This is a genomic window from Desulfobacterales bacterium (assembly GCA_034003325.1).
Lineage (GTDB): Bacteria > Desulfobacterota > Desulfobacteria > Desulfobacterales > JAFDDL01 > JAVEYW01.
The window spans coordinates 331,836-348,928 of the sequence record JAVEYW010000002.1; the positions used below are offsets into that span (position 1 = coordinate 331,836).

14 protein-coding genes are annotated in these 17,093 nt (G+C 53.2%); 7 read left to right on the forward strand and 7 right to left on the reverse strand.

Features of this window, described 5'->3' with window-relative positions:
* The first annotated feature begins 136 nt into the window (after positions 1 to 136).
* The gene (locus tag RBT11_03505) at positions 137 to 460 is read left to right on the forward strand and encodes a hypothetical protein (GenBank protein ID MDX9785820.1); all 324 of its coding nucleotides are present in this window, start codon (positions 137 to 139) and stop codon (positions 458 to 460) included.
* A gap of 49 nt (positions 461 to 509) precedes the next feature.
* Here RBT11_03505 and RBT11_03510 read toward each other — a convergent pair whose 3' ends face one another.
* The 7 genes from RBT11_03510 to RBT11_03540 all read right to left on the reverse strand — a co-directional run bounded on the left by RBT11_03510 (position 510) and on the right by RBT11_03540 (position 11,608).
* Positions 510 to 1,694, reverse strand: a complete 1,185-nt coding sequence (locus RBT11_03510; protein MDX9785821.1) for a pyridoxal phosphate-dependent aminotransferase — start codon at positions 1,692 to 1,694, stop codon at positions 510 to 512.
* A 17-nt stretch (positions 1,695 to 1,711) separates the two neighbouring features.
* Positions 1,712 to 4,831, reverse strand: coding sequence for an efflux RND transporter permease subunit (locus RBT11_03515; GenBank protein ID MDX9785822.1), 3,120 nt, complete (start codon positions 4,829 to 4,831; stop codon positions 1,712 to 1,714).
* A gap of 1 nt (position 4,832) precedes the next feature.
* Positions 4,833 to 5,969 carry an efflux RND transporter periplasmic adaptor subunit gene (locus RBT11_03520; protein ID MDX9785823.1) on the reverse strand — a complete coding sequence of 379 codons (1,137 nt, stop codon included), beginning with the start codon at positions 5,967 to 5,969 and terminating at the stop codon, positions 4,833 to 4,835.
* A gap of 199 nt (positions 5,970 to 6,168) precedes the next feature.
* Positions 6,169 to 7,296 (reverse strand): ABC transporter permease, encoded by a 1,128-nt coding sequence (locus RBT11_03525; GenBank protein MDX9785824.1) that lies wholly within the window; start codon positions 7,294 to 7,296, stop codon positions 6,169 to 6,171.
* Between the two features lie 4 nt (positions 7,297 to 7,300).
* Complete coding sequence (locus RBT11_03530) at positions 7,301 to 8,434, reverse strand: ABC transporter permease (protein ID MDX9785825.1); 1,134 nt, start codon at positions 8,432 to 8,434, stop codon at positions 7,301 to 7,303.
* On the reverse strand, positions 8,431 to 10,401 hold the full coding sequence (locus RBT11_03535; protein MDX9785826.1) for an ATP-binding cassette domain-containing protein: 1,971 nt from the start codon (positions 10,399 to 10,401) through the stop codon (positions 8,431 to 8,433). Before RBT11_03535 ends, RBT11_03530 begins: the two co-directional genes overlap by 4 nt.
* Positions 10,402 to 10,405: 4 nt before the next feature.
* The gene (locus RBT11_03540) at positions 10,406 to 11,608 is read right to left on the reverse strand and encodes an efflux RND transporter periplasmic adaptor subunit (GenBank protein MDX9785827.1); all 1,203 of its coding nucleotides are present in this window, start codon (positions 11,606 to 11,608) and stop codon (positions 10,406 to 10,408) included.
* Between the two features lie 195 nt (positions 11,609 to 11,803).
* Between RBT11_03540 and RBT11_03545 the strand changes: the two genes are divergently transcribed.
* From RBT11_03545 to RBT11_03570, 6 genes are all read left to right on the forward strand, one after another.
* On the forward strand, positions 11,804 to 13,039 hold the full coding sequence (locus tag RBT11_03545) for an MFS transporter (GenBank protein ID MDX9785828.1): 1,236 nt from the start codon (positions 11,804 to 11,806) through the stop codon (positions 13,037 to 13,039).
* A 335-nt stretch (positions 13,040 to 13,374) separates the two neighbouring features.
* On the forward strand, positions 13,375 to 14,187 hold the full coding sequence (locus tag RBT11_03550) for a DUF4065 domain-containing protein (protein ID MDX9785829.1): 813 nt from the start codon (positions 13,375 to 13,377) through the stop codon (positions 14,185 to 14,187).
* 490 nt (positions 14,188 to 14,677) lie between these two features.
* Complete coding sequence (locus RBT11_03555; GenBank protein ID MDX9785830.1) at positions 14,678 to 15,025, forward strand: hypothetical protein; 348 nt, start codon at positions 14,678 to 14,680, stop codon at positions 15,023 to 15,025.
* 640 nt (positions 15,026 to 15,665) lie between these two features.
* On the forward strand, positions 15,666 to 15,869 hold the full coding sequence (locus RBT11_03560) for a helix-turn-helix domain-containing protein (GenBank protein MDX9785831.1): 204 nt from the start codon (positions 15,666 to 15,668) through the stop codon (positions 15,867 to 15,869).
* A gap of 17 nt (positions 15,870 to 15,886) precedes the next feature.
* Positions 15,887 to 16,480 (forward strand): DUF1819 family protein, encoded by a 594-nt coding sequence (locus RBT11_03565; GenBank protein ID MDX9785832.1) that lies wholly within the window; start codon positions 15,887 to 15,889, stop codon positions 16,478 to 16,480.
* Between the two features lie 23 nt (positions 16,481 to 16,503).
* On the forward strand, positions 16,504 to 17,088 hold the full coding sequence (locus RBT11_03570) for a DUF1788 domain-containing protein (GenBank protein ID MDX9785833.1): 585 nt from the start codon (positions 16,504 to 16,506) through the stop codon (positions 17,086 to 17,088).
* Positions 17,089 to 17,093 lie beyond the last annotated feature (5 nt).

Here is a 17,093-nt window from a genome sequence, read left to right on the forward strand (position 1 = left end):
CAGTGCAATTGGTCTTGATCTATCCTTTCAGTTCCATTAATAGTTCAAAATTCTATGATTCATCTTTTAAATTTCGTTACCCGTTTCAATATGAAACCTAATACGTGATCTGATTAAACAAAGGAGAGAGAATAACATGGCAGATTTTTACATTAATGTGTTTCTGGATGATGAAAAACTCGGAAAAATAACTGCTGCCGGCCTTGCGGATAAGGTGGTTGAAATTGACGGGAAAAAAGCGGTAACGGTCGAAATGAACGCCAAGGAACAGAAAAAACTGGTTAAAGGCTTTACAGATCTTGCATTCGACGCGAACAATGCTTGTGTACTTCCGGCTGAGGCCAGTGATAAGCTGCTTGACATCATTGCTGATACCAAAACATTGGACGTGATGAAATTCGCCATTATGAAGCTTTACAATCCGCTTGCCGGAAAGGCGCCGCGCTCAGCCTTACGATAAAAAACACCGCTGTGACGGCACAGCCGGATCAAATTCGGCTGTGCCCGCGCTACCCTTTTGACATTGCAAAACGATTCAGCAGTCGGCCAACACCTTGAGAAAAATTCGCGGGTTCCGGCAACAGGCTCAGCACCACCATCCCGTCCCGAGAAAAATCATAAAAAAACCCGGGATGAATCAGCGTATCCTCCTTTTCGAGCATCAACAGGGCGCGGGCGTCATCCAATACGCCGTCACGAATCTCCATAATGCCATACCATCCGCCCTCCCGTATCAGCATTCGGCAGTTTCGAGTTTGATCGGTTTGGTTTTTCAGAAACCGGCTGTTTTCGATGATTCGGGCATTGATCTGTTGTTGAATCGCGAATCGGCCCGCCAGTAGCCGCTTTAACCCGTGTTGAACCGGCGTGGACACGGAGAGGTAAAAATCAAGCAGTGCCTCCAGGCGGTCGATGGCAAGATTTGCCAAATGTGGATCGCCGCCGACAATGATCCAGGCCAGCTTCATCTGCGGCAGGCCCAGTGTCTTTGAAATGCCGTTGAGCACAAAGGTGAGCGCGTTGGTTTTGGTTACCACCGTTTTTTCTCTGCCGGGCACCGAAACCGCCTCAAAATCCGAGAACACTTCATCCACGATCAGAGCCATATTGTGCCGGCGACAAAGGGAATCGATTTGCGCCAGTTCATCTGTTTTTATGTAGGAACCGGTCGGGTTGTTGGGATTGACAATGATAATGGCGCGGCTTTGGGGCGTGATGAGTGCGCTGAGAACCTCGACATCGATTGACCACCCGCTGTCATCCGCATAGCGAAGCGGATAGGAATGGCAGTAGAGCCCCTCAAATCTGGCCAGATAAGACAACAGGGGGTATCCCGGTGCGGGGACGAGAATCTCATCGCCGGGATTTGAAAGAAGCTTAAACAAAAATCCGTATGCTTCGCTGGTGCCGGCCGTCAACAGGACGGCATCCGGGTCGATGCGTTGTCCCAAGGGTTTATAATATTCCGTCACGGCCTGCCGGGCGCAGGGCGTTCCTCGCGGATCGGAATCATAGCGCAAGGATTCGGGACGGGATAGGGCGGACAAAATGGCATCCGCCTCAAAGTGAAATCCCACCCGTGTGGGGTTGGATTCGGTCAGATCCATTATCGGTTTGCCGCTGGCGCGTTTTTCCGCAAGCAGCTTGCCAAAGAGGGTGGGGGAATCCTCCCAGTTGAATCGTTCTGAAAACATTCGCCGCGCTACTTGCATCAGCGGGAAGCAACGGCCGTCTCCGTTGTTGCTTCCGAAGCCGGCGTATTTTTGAGCGGTTCTTTGGAATGATCTCTTGCGATCAACATGTAAATCGATGGAATCACAAATAAGGTAAAGAAGGTGCCGATGGCCATGCCGCCCACGAGCACCAGGCCGATGGAGTTTCTGGCGGCAGCGCCCGCGCCGGTAACGAGCGTCAAGGGAAAGTGACCGGCAATCGTAGCCCCGGTGGTCATCATAATGGGCCGAAGCCGAGTCAGAGCCGCTTCAAAAACCGCCTCGCGTTTGGAAAGCCCCTTGGCCTGAAGCTTGTTGGCAAATTCGACGATGAGAATGCCGTTTTTGGAGACCAACCCCACCAGGGTGACCAGCCCCACCTGGGAATAAATATTCAAGGTTGTGGTCCAGCCCTGTGTCCAAAACGGGACATTGGGGTCCGGCATTTTAAGGAAGGTAAAGATCAACGCACCGAACATTGCCAACGGTACGGATCCGGCCAAAATAACAAAGGGATCCTTAAAGCTGTTGAACTGGGCCGCCAGCACCAGAAAAATGAGCACCACGGCCAGTGCAAAGGCGGGCAGAAACTTATTGCCTTCCGCGCGAAGCTGGCGGGATTCGCCCGTGTAGTCGAGAACATACCCTTTGGGAAGAATTTTGGCCGCCTCATCTTCCAGAAAGCGTAGTGCCTCGTCCAGAGGACGTACGGCCACCCCGCTGATCTTTACAGCATTTAGCTGTTGAAACCGGTTTAAGGACCGCGGTACCGTCGTGTTTTGAATGGAAGCTACCGTGCTAAAGGGTACAAGATTGCCGTCCGGGCCGGTGATATAAATATCCTTGAGCTGTTCCGGGTTGAGCCGATCCATCCGCTTGATCTGAGGAATCACCTTATAGCTGCGGCCGTCGATATTAAAGCGGTTCACAAAATTGCCGCTCAGCATGGACGCAATGTCCGCCCCCACCTGTTCGAGACTGAGGCCCAGATCCGCTACCCGGTTCCGGTCGATCATGAACTCGGCCTGAGGCTGATCGACTTTCACATCGATCAGCGGCGGGAAGGCAAACATGCCGCTTTGCATGGCCTTAAGCTGTATTTGTTGCGCAAAGTCAAGAATCTGTTCCGAGTCGGCGGTGGAGGCCAGGATAAATTCAACGGGAAAATCGCCGCCACCCGGAAGCGCGGGCGGCGTAACCGGAAAGATGCGAACGCCGGGTATCGCGGAGAGCTTTTGCTGCACCTCCGGCAGGATTTGAAAAATATTGCGGTTCCGCTCATTCCAGGGAACCGTGGCCATTCCGGCAAAGCCCGATGCGGGGTTTGTCACCTGAAAGGTGTGATTCGTCTCCGGAATGCTGAAATAGGCCTCGTTGACGGCAGCAGCGGATAGACTGGTTTGATCAAGCGTGGCATTGGCCGCCGCATCGATGATGCCGAAAATAACTCCCTGATCCTCGGAAGGCGCCAGCTCCACCGGCGACATGATGAACATGGGGACGGCCAGCAGGCTGACCATCAGCCATACCAGGTAAACGGCCGGCCTGGCATTCAAGGTCGCAGTCAACAGCCGTCCGTATACCCCCTTGAATCGGTTGAAGTCACGCGAGATTTTTCCGGCGAAACCCCGCTCGGAAATGCCGGGCTTCAGTATTTTAGAAGACATCATGGGGGAGAGCGTCAGGGCAACGATTCCGGAGATCGTAACCGCGCCCGCCAATGTAAAGGCAAATTCCCTGAACAGCGACCCGGTCAGCCCGCCCTGTAATCCGATGGGCAAATACACCGCGGCCAGGGTTATGGTCATGGCAATGATCGGTCCTACCAGTTCACGGGCGCCCAATAACGCGGCATCAACGGGCGAAAGCCCTTCGCTTAAATGCCGTTCGACGTTTTCCACCACCACGATGGCATCATCCACGACAAGCCCCACGGAAAGAACGATGGCCAGCAACGTCAGAAGGTTGATGGTAAAGCCGAAGACCTGCATTAAAAACACCGCGCCGATTAAAGACAGCGGAATGGCGATCACCGGAATCAATGCGGAACGAATGGACCCGAGAAACAAAAAAATGATGACGATGACGATGAGCAGCGTTTCCCCCAACGTTTTGGTCACCTCTTGAATCGCATCGGTGATATATTTGGTGCCGTCATAGGCAATGCGGGCGTCCATACCGGTGGGAAGCGATTTTTTAATATTATCCATCTCGACGTGAATGCGTTTTAGCACATCGACCGAGTTGGCATTCGGAAGGGGCCAGATTCCCATGAAAACAGCCGTTTGTCCGTTAAACTTGACTTCCGCGTCATAATTTTCAGCTCCCAGCACCACATCGGCGATATCTTCCAACCGAATGATGGCGCCGTTTTGCTGCCGAATGACCAGGCGCTTAAATTCCGCCAACGATTGCAAGTCCGTATTGACCGTGAGATTCACCTGAATGAGAGACCCCTTGGTGTGTCCCACTGCGGCCAGATAGTTGTTGGCGGAAAGCGCCCGGCGCACCTGCACGGGGCTGACGTTAAACGCCGCCATGCGATCGGCTTTCAACCAAATCCGCATGGCAAAGGTTCTGCCGCCCAGAATATCGGCGCGCTGCACCCCTTCCACCGCGGAAAGCCGGGGCTGCACAACCCGGACCAGATAATCGGTAATCTGGTTCTGCATTAACACATCGGACGTAAAACTGAGGTATGCCGATGCAATCCGGCTTTCCGCCGACTCCACATTGATGGTCGGAACCTCCGCCTCAGGCGGCAGATCGTTTCTCACCTGATCCACCTTGGCGCTGATCTCGGACAGGGCTTGAATCGCATCGTAATTGAGTTTCAGGCGAACACTGATGGTGGATAAGCCCAGTGAGCTTTGAGATTCGATATACTCGATGCCGTCGGCTGCGGCGATGGCCCGCTCCAGAGGCGTGGTAATAAAGCCGCGCACCAGATCGGCGCTGGCGCCCACATAGATGGTGGTAACCGTCACCACGGAGTTTTCGTTTCGGGGGTACTGGCGCACATTCAAGGAGCGTATCGCCTGCAAGCCGGCAATGATAATCATCAAATTGATAACCAGGGCGAGCACGGGGCGTCGAACAAAAAGATCGGTAAAGTTCATGTTATGCGTCCGCCGGTGTCGGTGATTTCTTGAATTCGGGCGAAAGCGTATTGTCCACCACAACGGCCTGGCCGTTTCTCAGCTTGAATACGCCGGTGCTGACAACCGTCTCCCCGCCTTTCAGGCCCGAGACTACCGAAACAAAATCACCGCGCTTTTCGCCGGTTCGAATAAACTGCTGGCGCAAAAACAGGCCCGATGAGGCCGCTCCTTCCGCTTTTTTCTCCTCCACCACGAAAACGGAATCGCCGTACGGCGCATACAACACCGCAGTGGCCGGTACCGCAAGGACCTCAACCGTTTCCGGCAACACCAGCGTGACATTGACGTACATACCGGGCCGCAGATTTTCTTCCGGATTGGCCACTGTGGCTTGAATGCGGAAATTACGCGTGGCATCGTCCACCAGGGGGTTGATGGTCGTAATTACTCCCTCAACCATTTGCCCGGGAAGCGCATCCATGGCCAACCGCACGCGCAACCCTTTTTTCACCTGAGCAAGTTGTTGTTGCGGCATCAGGAAATTGGCATAAATCGGATCCATGGTTTGCAAGGTCACGATCGGCTCGCCTTCCTTGAGATTCTGGCCCAGATTCACTTGCCGAATGCCCAGACGCCCGGAAAAAGGCGCCCGAATGGTTTTTTTGGCAACGATCGCGTTAATGTTGTCCAATTGCGCTTCGGCCTGTTTGAACTGCGTGTCTGCGTTATCGAAAGTCGACTGGGAAATGGTTTTGGTCGCCACCAATTCCCGGGCACGCGCCAGGTTCAACCGGGCAAGCGCCACAGCCGCCTCGGCCGCTCTCTGCTGCGCCAATTCAACGGAGGTGTCTTGTTGCACCAGAAGCTCTCCGGCGGAAACCTTTGTTCCCGGCTCAAAGGCGATGCGTACCACCTTTCCGGGAAGCTCCGCTGTGACCTCCACCCCCTGCACCGCTTCAAGCGAACCGACCGCGGTTAAAAAAGACTCCCACCGATCGGCTTTCACCCCGGCCGTTGTAACGACGCCCGGCGGCGGCACAAAATTTTGCCCCTGAGCAATCATTCCCTTGATTTGGAAATACTTGGCGCCGGCCAAGGCACCGACCACGACAGCCAAACCCAGCAGGGCAAGCACGATTCGTTTAAACAGGAACATAAGTTTGTTTGCCGGCCTGTTGATGCCGGCCTCCGGTTTGTAGCGTTGATGCAACTTGGACGATAACGAAAAAATCGAAAACGGTCTGTGGCCTTTCAATAAGTTTTTCTTAATACAAGATTTGCTGAACACATTCAAGGAAATTGAGCCATTCCCCTTGCATTCTGCGGGATCGCGTGAGCCTCCGTGGCAATTTTATTTACGACAATGTTTTCTTGAATCGCACCGAGGCGATCAGAATAAACGACAAGGACAAAAGGCTTTGGGCGATGATCTCGGGCCAGAGGATCTCAATGCCCACGCCCTTCATAACGATACCCCTTAGCACCTGAAGGAACCATCGCATGGGGTTTAAAAAGGTGGCGTATTGAACCGATTCGGGCATGTTATGAATCGGAAACATGAACCCGCTGAGCATGACACAGGGCATCATCACCAGAAAGCTGGTCAGCATCGCCTGCTGCTGGGTCGATGCCGAAGCGCTGATGATCAACGCAATGCCCATATTGCCGCATAAATAGATGCCCGCCAGAAGGTAGAGAAGGAGAAAGCTGCCCTTTACATGGACGCCGAACACGATCATCGCAGCCAAGAGCATAATCGTCATGGAGATGTAGCCAGTGATCATATAGGGGATGGTCTTTCCCAGAATAAACTCGATGCCGCGAATCGGCGTCACCATCACCTGTTCGATGGTGCCGATTTCTTTTTCCTTCACGATGCCGATACTGGTCAGCAGCAGGCTGAAGATAAAAAGCATCACCGCGATCAAAGACGGAACATAGTAATATTTACTTTCCTGGTTGGGATTGAACCAGGCCCGGGCAACGGTTTCAACCGGCACGGGATCGGCTTGAAGGCCGGATGCCACCACCTGTTCCAGGCGCAGTTGGTTGAAATGGGCGGCGACGATCGAATTGGCGTACCCGAGGGCGATGCCGGTGCTGTTGCTGTCCGTTCCATCGGTAATGATCTGCACGGCGGCGGAGCGGCCGGAGGAGATCGCTGTTTCAAAGCCTGAGGGAATTTGAAGGATGGCCCTGACCTCCCCGCGATCCATCAGCGGCGCAATTTCCCGCTGCGATACGAGATACCGGGAGATCCGGAAATAACCGCCCCCACTAAAATCCGCGATCAGTGCTCTGGATGCGGGCGTTTTATCCATATCGAGCACGGCCGTGCGAATGTTCATAACATCCGTTGTCAGCGCAAACGCCATGACCATCATTTGCACCACTGGAAGCCCGAAAATCACCACCCGCATGCGCGGATCCCTGAGCATCTGCAAAAATTCCTTCACGAGCATTCGTTTGATGCGCTGAATCAAGGGCTTACTCCAGCTTGAAGTTGAATTTGCGGTTGGCCAACGCCACCATGATCACCGTGTAAAAGCCCAGGAGTAAGGCATCGAGCCAGAGAATCTCCAGCCCGATGCCCTTCAGATAAATACCGCGCAAAATAGTGATAAAATAACGGGCCGGAACGATGTAGGTGAGGCATTGAATCGGAACGGGCATATTGTCAATGGCGAACACAAATCCGCTTAGAATCAGGGTCGGCAAAAACCCAGCCACAATGGCGATCTGATTGGCCATTACCTGGGATTTTAGTATGATGCTCAGCGTCATGCCGAAAAAAAGGGCGCCGGTGAGAAATAGGGCCGATAGGGCAAATAGAAGGCCCGCGTTTCCCACAACGGGCACATCAAAGATCCACTTGCCCATCGCAACGGCAAGGGCGACATCCGATAAGCCGATGACAAAATAGGGTATCACCTTGCCGAAAATCAACTCCGGGCCCCGCAAGGGGGTGCTGATCAGTTGTTCCATGGTGCCGGTTTCCCACTCGCGGGCGATGGTGACACTGGTCAGCATCGCCGCTACAACGATCATCACCAGGGCGATGATCCCCGGAATCAGCACATTCTGACTTCTTAAATCCGGATTGTACCAGGCGCGCTGAATCAGTTCTACGGGTTGGACCCGATCGCCCATGCCGGATAGTCGTATGCGGTTGATGGCGATATCGGTTGAATAAATGATTCCCACGCCTTCGGCATAGCTCATGGCAAGCCGGGAGGTATTGGCATCACTGCCGTCAGCAATCACCTGAATGCCGACGGGTTTTCCGGCATGCACCCGGTTCGCGAAATCACCGGGCACGATGATGGCGAGCATGGCGCTTCCCCGGTCCAGCGCGCTCTGAAGATCCCGGTAATTATCGCCGTACGCGGTGACGGCAAAATAGGGAGAGCCTTGAAACAAACTCAGCAACTCCCGGCTTTCCGGTGTGCGGGACTGATCCCAAATCACCGTGGGCACGTGTCTCAGATCCAACGTCAAGGCATATCCATAGAGCAAAATCAGGAAAATCGGAATGGCGACGGCAAGAAACAGGCTTCGCCAGTCTCGAAGGACATGAATAAATTCTTTTCTGGCAACGGCCAACAGGCGTATGGGGTTCATTCTGCCAGCCTCCCTTTTCCCGCTTTTTCCGCGGCCGCCCGGTTGACCTGCTCGATCAGGGAGACGAAAACATCTTCCATGCCGGGCGGTATGATTTCCAAGGAGGTGGTTTCAATTCCCAGCGCTTTCATCTTTTCCGTGATCGCCCGTTTTGCCGCCGCGGCGTTTCCGGTCACAAGATGAAGCCCTGCACCGAAGAGGGCCACATCCCGAACCTCGGGCAAAGCTGAAAGCGGCTCAATGAGCACTTGCGGTGCCGCACACCGAAGATCCAAAATCTGATCCCGCATGAAACGGGTTTTCAGTTCCATGGGCGTTCCCATGGCGATCATGTTGCCGCCGTAGATCAGCGCGATCCGGTCGCAGTACTCCGCCTCTTCCATATAGTGCGTGGTCACAAAGATCGTGATGCCCCGATCCGCCATGTCATAAATCATCTCCCAAAAGCGCCGTCTGCTGATGGGGTCCACGCCGCTGGTGGGCTCATCGAGAAAGAGGATGGGCGGCTCGTGAAGAATGGCACACGCCAGCGCCAGACGCTGCTTCCATCCCCCGCTGAGAACCGCGGTCAGGCTGGTGCGATGCGCCTTTAGTCCCGCCATATTTACCGCCCATTCTTTCCGTGCCGAAAGGGCTGCGCGGGATAGCCCGTATATGCCGCCATAAAAATCGATATTTTCCGTCACGGTCAGATCTTCATACAGGGAAAATTTCTGACTCATATACCCGATATGCCGTTTGATCTGCTCCGCCTCGCGCCCGACATCATAGCCGGCGACTGTTCCGCCGCCGGAAGAGGGCTTCAGCAATCCGCACAGCATGCGAATGGTAGTGCTTTTCCCGGCGCCGTTGGGACCGAGAAACCCGAAAATCTCGCCTTTGGGTACTTTGAAACTCACATCGTTCACCGCCGTGAAGTCCCCGAAGCGGCGGGTCAGATGATCTACCGTTACGGCCGGCGGCGCGGGTTTAGTCTCAGCAAGACGTGCGGAAGCCAAATTCGAACCAACTTCAGCCTCCGTTTCAGGCGGTGTTGCCTCCCCATCCCCCAGCACGCTGACAAACACATCCTCCAGGCTCGGGAGCACCTCCCGAATCTCATCATGGGCAAGCCCTGCCGTTGCCATCATCTTTTGAGCCGTTTCTTTCATTTTTTCCGCATCGGCGCAGACCAGGTGGACCGTATCGCCAAACACATTGACGCTCAGCGCGAAAGGCGCATGTTGAAGCAATCGATGAATGGTTCTGGCCTGGCTGCTTCGAATTGCCAGAATTTTTCCGCGCATGAGCTGTTTGATTTCGGCCGGCGTGCCAAGGGCGATGATTTTTCCGTGATCCATCAGCGCCAGCCTGTCGCAACGCTCGGCCTCGTCCAGATAAGCCGTCGTTACCAGTATCGAAACATTTTCCTTGAGCAACTGGTAAAGAATTCGCCAGAAATCCCGACGGCTCACCGGATCAACCCCATTGGTCGGCTCATCGAGAAGCAGCACGCGCGGGATATGAATGAGCGCGCAAACGAGTTGAAGCTTTTGCTTCATTCCGCCGGACAGATTCCCGGCCCGTCGCTTTTTAAAGGGGCGCATTTGGCTGAAATCAAGCAGTTCATCCACGCGCGTGTCTCTGCCCTTTTGGGGCACGCCGTAAAGATCGGCATAAAAGCCGATATTTTCCATCACGGTCAAATCCGGGTAAAGCCCGAACTTCTGGCTCATGTAAGCCAGAGAATCTTTTACGGCGAACGCCTCGGTGGCGACATCGAATCCGGCGATGCTCGCCTTTCCGGTGCTCGGCGCCATAATGCTTGCAAGCATTCGAAGGGTTGATGTTTTTCCGGCGCCGTCCGGCCCCACCAGGCCGAAAATTTCCCCCGCATTCACATGAAAACTAACATCCTTCACCGCCGTGACGTCACCGAAGCGTTTCGTGAGAAGCTCCGCTCGAATCGCCGGCGTGTTTTCCGCCATGGCCCTAATCCCTTGCCGAGGAGGCGGTTAGTGATATCTCGGCATCGGCCGGCATTCCCGGCTTCAAGTCTTCGGCTGAATTTTCCACCTCGATCTTGATGCGAAACATCAGTTTCACACGCTCTTCAAAGGTTTGGACGGCCTTGGGCGTAAATTCCGCCTGACTGCCGATAAAACTGACACGTCCGGAATAGGTTTTTCCCGGAAACGAATCAGTCGTAAGGGTGGCCGGATCATTCAGGTGAATCCTTCCGATATCCTTTTCGTTAATATAAGCTCTTAGCCAGGGATGGTGAATATCTCCGATCAAGACCACGGGGGCGGCGGGATTCAAGTACTCCCCGGGTTCGGCGGACTTACTGAGGACACGTCCTGCCATGGGAGAGAAAAGCTCGGTGTACGCCAGCTGCTGTTTTGCCTGGTTGAGGCGTTCTTCTGCAGCCTTGGCTTCGGCCGCGGCCTGAGATATTTTCTCTTTTCTCGGGCCTTCCTTAACCAACGAATACTGCGCCTCGGCCGCTTTCAGGGCGGCACGGGCATTGTCAATCTGCTCCTGCCGCGGGCCTTCCACTCGCAGACTAAGCCCTTCGGAAGCACTTTTCAACACCGCCAGTGCTTCGTTTTCGGCATTTTTAGCGCTTTCATACCGGGTGCGAACCAACTCATATTGCTCCTGACTGACTCCGCCGTCCTTGAAAAGGTCCTTGTAGCGATGATAATCCGCCTTTGCCTGATCAAGCTGAACCTCGGCGGTTTTTACCAGGGCGGCGGCCCTGGCCCGCTCGGCCCTCGCGCTTTCAATTTCCTGCTTTCGGCTGCCGTTGGTCAGCTCGGCCAGTAAGGCTTTTGCTTGCAGCATATTGGCAAAGGAGCGTTCGATCTCGGCAGGCCGGCTGCCCGCCTCAAGTTCCGAAAGAACCGCTTGGGCATGGGCGAGATTTGCCGCGGCAGCCGCAACGGCAATTTCCTGATCCGTTTTTTCAAGGGTTGCGATCAACTGCCCTTTAGCCACCCGATCCCCTTCGTCGACAAGGCGCTTTTCAAGCCGGCCGGGAATCCTGAAACTCATCTGCGCATCGGTCACCTCGATATTTCCCGAAACCCGAAGTGGGCCTGCCTTGTTTTGTCCCTTTAGATAGTTGAATCCGATCCGCCCGCCGGCAAGGATCAAAACCAGCACCATCATCAATCGCAACCATTTCTTCATGACACCTCCAGGGGCACGGTGATTAAGACCTTAGCGCTATCCGTAACGGCAAAAAAAGCAACCCCATCCTAATGCCTTCATGGAATGCCTGTCAATGAGAGGTTCGCCACACGCGCGGTCTAACCAGAAAACGCATGCGCGGTTGCGAAGTCGGGGGTTATGACATATGGATATCTAAAAAAGGAGCAGCGATTAATGAATTTTCCCCATCATTCGCCAAAAAACAGCATCGCACCGCACTACGGTTGGGTGATCGTATGGACCGGCATGGCGGTTCTTTTCTCGTGCCTCGGACTCGGACGCTTTTCGCTTGGCATGCTGCTGCCGGCTATGGGCACTTCCCTCGGTCTGACCTACTCCCAGATGGGCCTTATCAGCACCGGTAATTTCATCGGGTACATGGTTTCGGTGGTGGTGGCGGGAATCATCGCGGAAAGGATCGGCGCCCGGGCCACGATCACGATCGGCCTGTTGCTGGTGGGGGGATCCATGGGCTTGATCAGCTGCGCCGTAACCTTTGCGGAAGTGCTGACGTTTTATATCGCAACCGGCGCCGGCAGCGGTCTTGCCAATGTCCCCCTGATGGGAATGGTTTCACATTGGTTTCTTAAAAGCACGCGAGGTCGTGCGGCCGGCACCATGATATCCGGAAATGGTATCGCCATTGTATTTGCCGGGTTTTATGTGCCCTATATCAATGCCGGACTCGGTGCGGAAGGGTGGCGTACCGGTTGGGTTACCATGAGCATCGTGAGTATGGCAGTTGCCGTCCTGGCGGCAATCCTTCTTCGCAATACGCCCGGCGAAAAAGGCCTTGCGCCGATGGGACACCCGGACGTGCCCCCCGTTGTCCCCGCCGCCGGTGCGCCGAAAAGCAATCCCTCGAATCGCCGGGCGATTGTGCACCTGGGCGGAATCTATTCGCTCTTCGGCAGCACGTATGTGGTTTACGCCACCTTTATCGTCACTGCAATGGTGAAAGAAAGAGGCTTTGGTGAAAGCACGGCCGGCGCTTTCTGGGCGGTCGTCGGCGGCCTGAGTATCTTCTCCGGACCGCTGTTCGGATGGGTATCCGACCGCTTCGGGCGAAAAGCGGGCTTGATGGTCGTCTTCACCTTGTTCACCCTCTCCTATGTATTGGTAGCCGCGGAACTGCCGATAGCGTGTCTCTATGCCTCCATCGCCATTTTCGGCCTTTCCGTGTGGAGTATTCCCACCATCATGTCGGCGGCTGTTGGCGACTATATGGGTCCGGCCCAGGCAACCAAATCCTTTGGGGTTATCACCTTGTTTTTCGGAGGCGGGCAGATTATCGGGCCTTCGGTAGCCGGTTATCTCGCAGACACCACCGGCACGTTCAGCATCGCCTTCTGGCTATGCGCCGCGTTGACCGCCGGTGCCGTTGCCTTGACGGCATTTCTACAAAAATGATAGGGGGCGCCCATTTGCTCAACCAAAGAAAAAAGGGGCTAAGATTTTCATCTGAATGATGCGGCGCGGGCACTGCTTGAAAACCATCCGCGGGGTAGCGAATATGTATTTCCCGGGCGCGGCGGCCGGCGGCGAACTGATGTGAACCATCAGTTAAACCGAATCAAGGCGGCGGCCGGATGAAAGAGCCATTTTAAACGCCGAATTGTTTGCCTTCAGATGGTTCAGCAAAAGCTTTGGATGCATAATGTATTTTAAATTTTCCATCAGGGGTGACCGGCTCTGGATTGTTTCGTTACATGAAAATAGAGCCATAGGTGGGAAAGGGGGCAACGATGGATTGTCCGAATGAACATGGGAAAATGGTCATTAAGGCCATGAAAAAAGAGGTGACTTTTCGCGACAAGCGAATTGAATATGATGCGGAGCACTATGTTTGCCCTGTTTGCGGCACTGAAGTGGATGATTTGGTGCTTGCGGCTGAAAACCAAAAAAGAATATCCGATGCTTACCGGAAGGCCGTCAACCTGTTGACTGGCCAAGAGATTGTGATTGGAAGGAAAAAGCTTAAGTGGAGCCAAGCCCGCCTTGCAGAGGCAATGAGCGTTGGTATTGCCAGTGTGAAAAGGTGGGAAACCGGCCAGATACAGACCAAGCCCATGGATGATACCTTGCGTCGGGTTTTATCCGGGAAGCCATCGGGAAATAACCCATACGCCGGCAACAGAAGCCTATCGCTTCAAAGAATAAAACGGGTTTTGCACCAGTTCAGCAAAACACTTGACCGGGATATGTTGAAAGATGATCCGGGGGACGTGCTTCTTTATGAGGCAAAATACATTTGGCTTGCTGACATAATTTCATTTCGGGAAACCGGCCGGGGAATGACCGGGGCCACTTATGCCCGATTACCCCAAGGCCCTCAATTGAATAATTATAGGGATTTGGTTCCCATGATTAAAGCCGCTAATGAAGACGAAGCGGAGCCTCTTACTGATCACGAAATCAGAATTATTTCCCGGATTGCCGCCGCATACCCTACCAATAAGAGCATTTATGATGCATCTCATAACGAAGATGCTTACAAAACAAGAAGAGATGGCGAGCTTATGCTCTATACGGATGCCGAGAGTGTAAGGGCATTATGAAGTCTATAAAGCCGGTTTCCGCCCGGCCTTGCCCCTCTCACATCATGCGGGCGCTATCGAACGGAGGATAGTCCAAGTCCATGCCACAGATCATACCAAAGACCCCTATGCCTTAAATAAGCTTGTTTTATCTGGAGCGCGACCGGAAGAGAGCCATACTAAATGGATAGCCTGCTGGGAATTATTAAACGAGGGGCTCAAGCCCTTTGAGCTTTTCTGTTTTTTTAGGGATGGACATCTTCATCCACGACACCCAATTAATGGAGCTAAAATCATAAATCTTGATACAGTGGAGCGACAACCTAAACACTCCTTTGAAGAACTTTTTAATTCGTCCATTGGCCATCCTCCTTCTGGTGTTGGATGGCTCTTTACCCACCCCATTTCGCCCTTCGAAGTTAAGCACGCTTGCCGGAATGACACATTCAAACCTGAATACATCAACCAAGCCTATGTCGCGTGTTAAGAGATGGGCGCGACCGATAGGCATTTGGCGAGATTATTCGGGGTTTGCAGAACCGCCGTCCAGACTTGGGCAAGAGAAAATTCTGAATTTCTGAGCGCCATAAAAAGAGGCCGCGATAAATATGATTCCGAGGTGGTTGAAAAGGCGTTACTAAAACGGGCAAATGGCTACCAATTCACGGAAACCACCCTGGAATCAGACAAAACCGGAAAAATGGTTATTACCAAGCTGGTTCGAAAACAAATGGTACCCGACGTTACCGCCCAAATCTTTTGGTTGAAGAACCGGAACCCGGCGCGATGGCGAGATGCAAAATATATTGATGGATCGTTGCGGATATCGCATGAAGCAGCGTTGGCGGCGCTGGAATAATATCACCCCTGCTTGGTCAGTGCCCCCCTTCCCGAGGAAGGGTATAAACAGCGCTGTTTACCACCTACCAGAAAACCACTCCCCGGCAGGCAAACCGCCTCAGAAAATGAACCCGGAACCTGCCGGACCGGACCCTCTGCATATAGGGGCAGTGTCCAAAAAAATCTTAATGCCACATTTATTCAACAATTGGATATTACAGACGTATCCAAGGTTTTAGGATGTGGGAATATCCTTTGGGTTTGAAAAGATTTCTAGCGTGACCATTTTCAATCACCGACCCACCGCCTGCCCTCGACCGAATGGAGGGCTTCTGCCCTCTGCGGGTACAGCATATACCGTTGGGTGCAAAAGGTAGCGGCTATATAGCCCAAGGCGCTGCTGTTTCTCTGTGGCGCTACTGCGTAGCTTGTTTGAAACAGGCAAACAGCTCGTCTCTGGCGTGTGATAGTAAGCTCCCTTAATAAAAGATCGGCATAAATCGGCAAAGATCGTTTGACATGCGGTTGCCAATTCATTTATCTTTCCCATTCGAGTTGGCCCACACAGGGAAACCCTTGCCTGTTTCCTAAACAAATTCGTTTTTGACAAGCGTATGGCGTAACCCAATCGCCCACGAGGAGCTTATAAAATGGCCGAGATGGAAGATCGTTGGTTATCGATTAGCGAGATATGCAAATACCTCGGGGTTAGCAACGATACCGTTTACAAGTGGATTGACAGGCATGGCATGCCTTCCCACCGCATGGGCCGTCTCTGGAAGTTCAAAAAAGACGAAGTTGACAAATGGGTGAAGGCCGGCGGCGCGGCTATGCACGGAAAAGGGAATCAAGGCCTGAAATGAAGAATGAAAGATACATCATGTCACTTACAACGGGCGGTCTTTTTCTCCGCGAGTCGATAAAGTTGGCGGCGCTCTTTCTTGAGCAAAGTGACTGGAATGCGATTAGAGAAAAGGTTCTTTCCGAAAACCTGTTGCAAACGAGAACGCTGAGCACCTCAAAACGATTCTGTCGGGAAATCATCTCCAGGCTAAAAACACTCGACCCCCGTGAGATTGACTTACTGGTTCACGGTAGCGGTCAGGAGCAAGGCTGTCTTTTGTGGATCGCGGTTTGCCGTCGTTACAAATTCATTGCCGAGTTTGCCGTAGAGATTATTCGGGAACGTTACATCAGTCTCAAGACCGATCTTCACTATGAAGACTTTGATTCCTTCTTTAACCGGAAATCAGAGTGGCATCCCGAGCTTGATATAATTAAGCCGGCGACTCGAAATAAGCTCCGTCAGGTGTTGTTCAAAATTCTGCGAGAAGCCGAACTTCTGACCAACGATTATACCATCAATGCCGCCATGTTGAGCCCCCGGCTCTTGGAAGCCATTTCGCACAATAGTCGTGAGGCTGTTCTGTTTTTTCCTGCTTTTGAGTCCGATTTAATAGGGAGGGCGCGATGATTTCGGGTATCGAGAAGAAATCCATGCAAGAAAGATTTCAGCATCTGTTTGATGTGATCTCCGGAAAACGGTTTCTTCAGAAGCAAGGTCTCGGGAACGAAGTTCCTTTCTTCATTTGCCCTTTCAGACCGGAAGAGTGCGTCGAGATGGAACGGCTGCAACGGCAGCTTGTCAACAGTCTTTCGCATGCGGGTGTCCGCGTGCTCGAAATTAACCTCTATGATCTTTCCATCGAGATTCTTAAAGGACGGGACCTCTGGGAACAAATCCTCGATATAGAAAACTCGGTGTCCAAGGAACAGCTCAGGGAGTTACTCCAAGGGGTGTTAGATCCCGAAGCCCATTTGGTCCCCGCCATCGCCGCCAAGCTTGCGAACAATGAATTTGACGTGCTGTTTCTGGCCGGCGTCGGTGCGGTTTTTCCCTATATCCGATCTCACAATGTGCTGAACAACCTGCAAAGCACGGCAAAAGAAAAACCGACCGTCATGTTCTTTCCGGGGGCCTATACCCACTCCCTGGAATCGGGCGCATCGCTCGATCTTTTTGGAAGATTGCATGACGATAAATACTACCGGGCGTTCAACATCTTTCACTGCGAAGCCTAAACGAA

Bases quoted from the DNA above. Each gene is read 5' to 3' on its own strand.
- RBT11_03505 (MDX9785820.1), top strand. From the start codon at position 137: ATGGCAGATTTTTACATTAATGTGTTTCTGGATGATGAAAAACTCGGA.
- RBT11_03510 (MDX9785821.1), bottom strand. From the start codon at position 1,694: ATGTTTTCAGAACGATTCAACTGGGAGGATTCCCCCACCCTCTTTGGC.
- RBT11_03515 (MDX9785822.1), bottom strand. From the start codon at position 4,831: ATGAACTTTACCGATCTTTTTGTTCGACGCCCCGTGCTCGCCCTGGTT.
- RBT11_03520 (MDX9785823.1), bottom strand. From the start codon at position 5,969: ATGTTCCTGTTTAAACGAATCGTGCTTGCCCTGCTGGGTTTGGCTGTC.
- RBT11_03530 (MDX9785825.1), bottom strand. From the start codon at position 8,434: ATGAACCCCATACGCCTGTTGGCCGTTGCCAGAAAAGAATTTATTCAT.
- RBT11_03535 (MDX9785826.1), bottom strand. From the start codon at position 10,401: ATGGCGGAAAACACGCCGGCGATTCGAGCGGAGCTTCTCACGAAACGC.
- RBT11_03540 (MDX9785827.1), bottom strand. From the start codon at position 11,608: ATGAAGAAATGGTTGCGATTGATGATGGTGCTGGTTTTGATCCTTGCC.
- RBT11_03545 (MDX9785828.1), top strand. From the start codon at position 11,804: ATGAATTTTCCCCATCATTCGCCAAAAAACAGCATCGCACCGCACTAC.
- RBT11_03550 (MDX9785829.1), top strand. From the start codon at position 13,375: ATGGATTGTCCGAATGAACATGGGAAAATGGTCATTAAGGCCATGAAA.
- RBT11_03560 (MDX9785831.1), top strand. From the start codon at position 15,666: ATGGAAGATCGTTGGTTATCGATTAGCGAGATATGCAAATACCTCGGG.
- RBT11_03565 (MDX9785832.1), top strand. From the start codon at position 15,887: ATGTCACTTACAACGGGCGGTCTTTTTCTCCGCGAGTCGATAAAGTTG.
- RBT11_03570 (MDX9785833.1), top strand. From the start codon at position 16,504: ATGCAAGAAAGATTTCAGCATCTGTTTGATGTGATCTCCGGAAAACGG.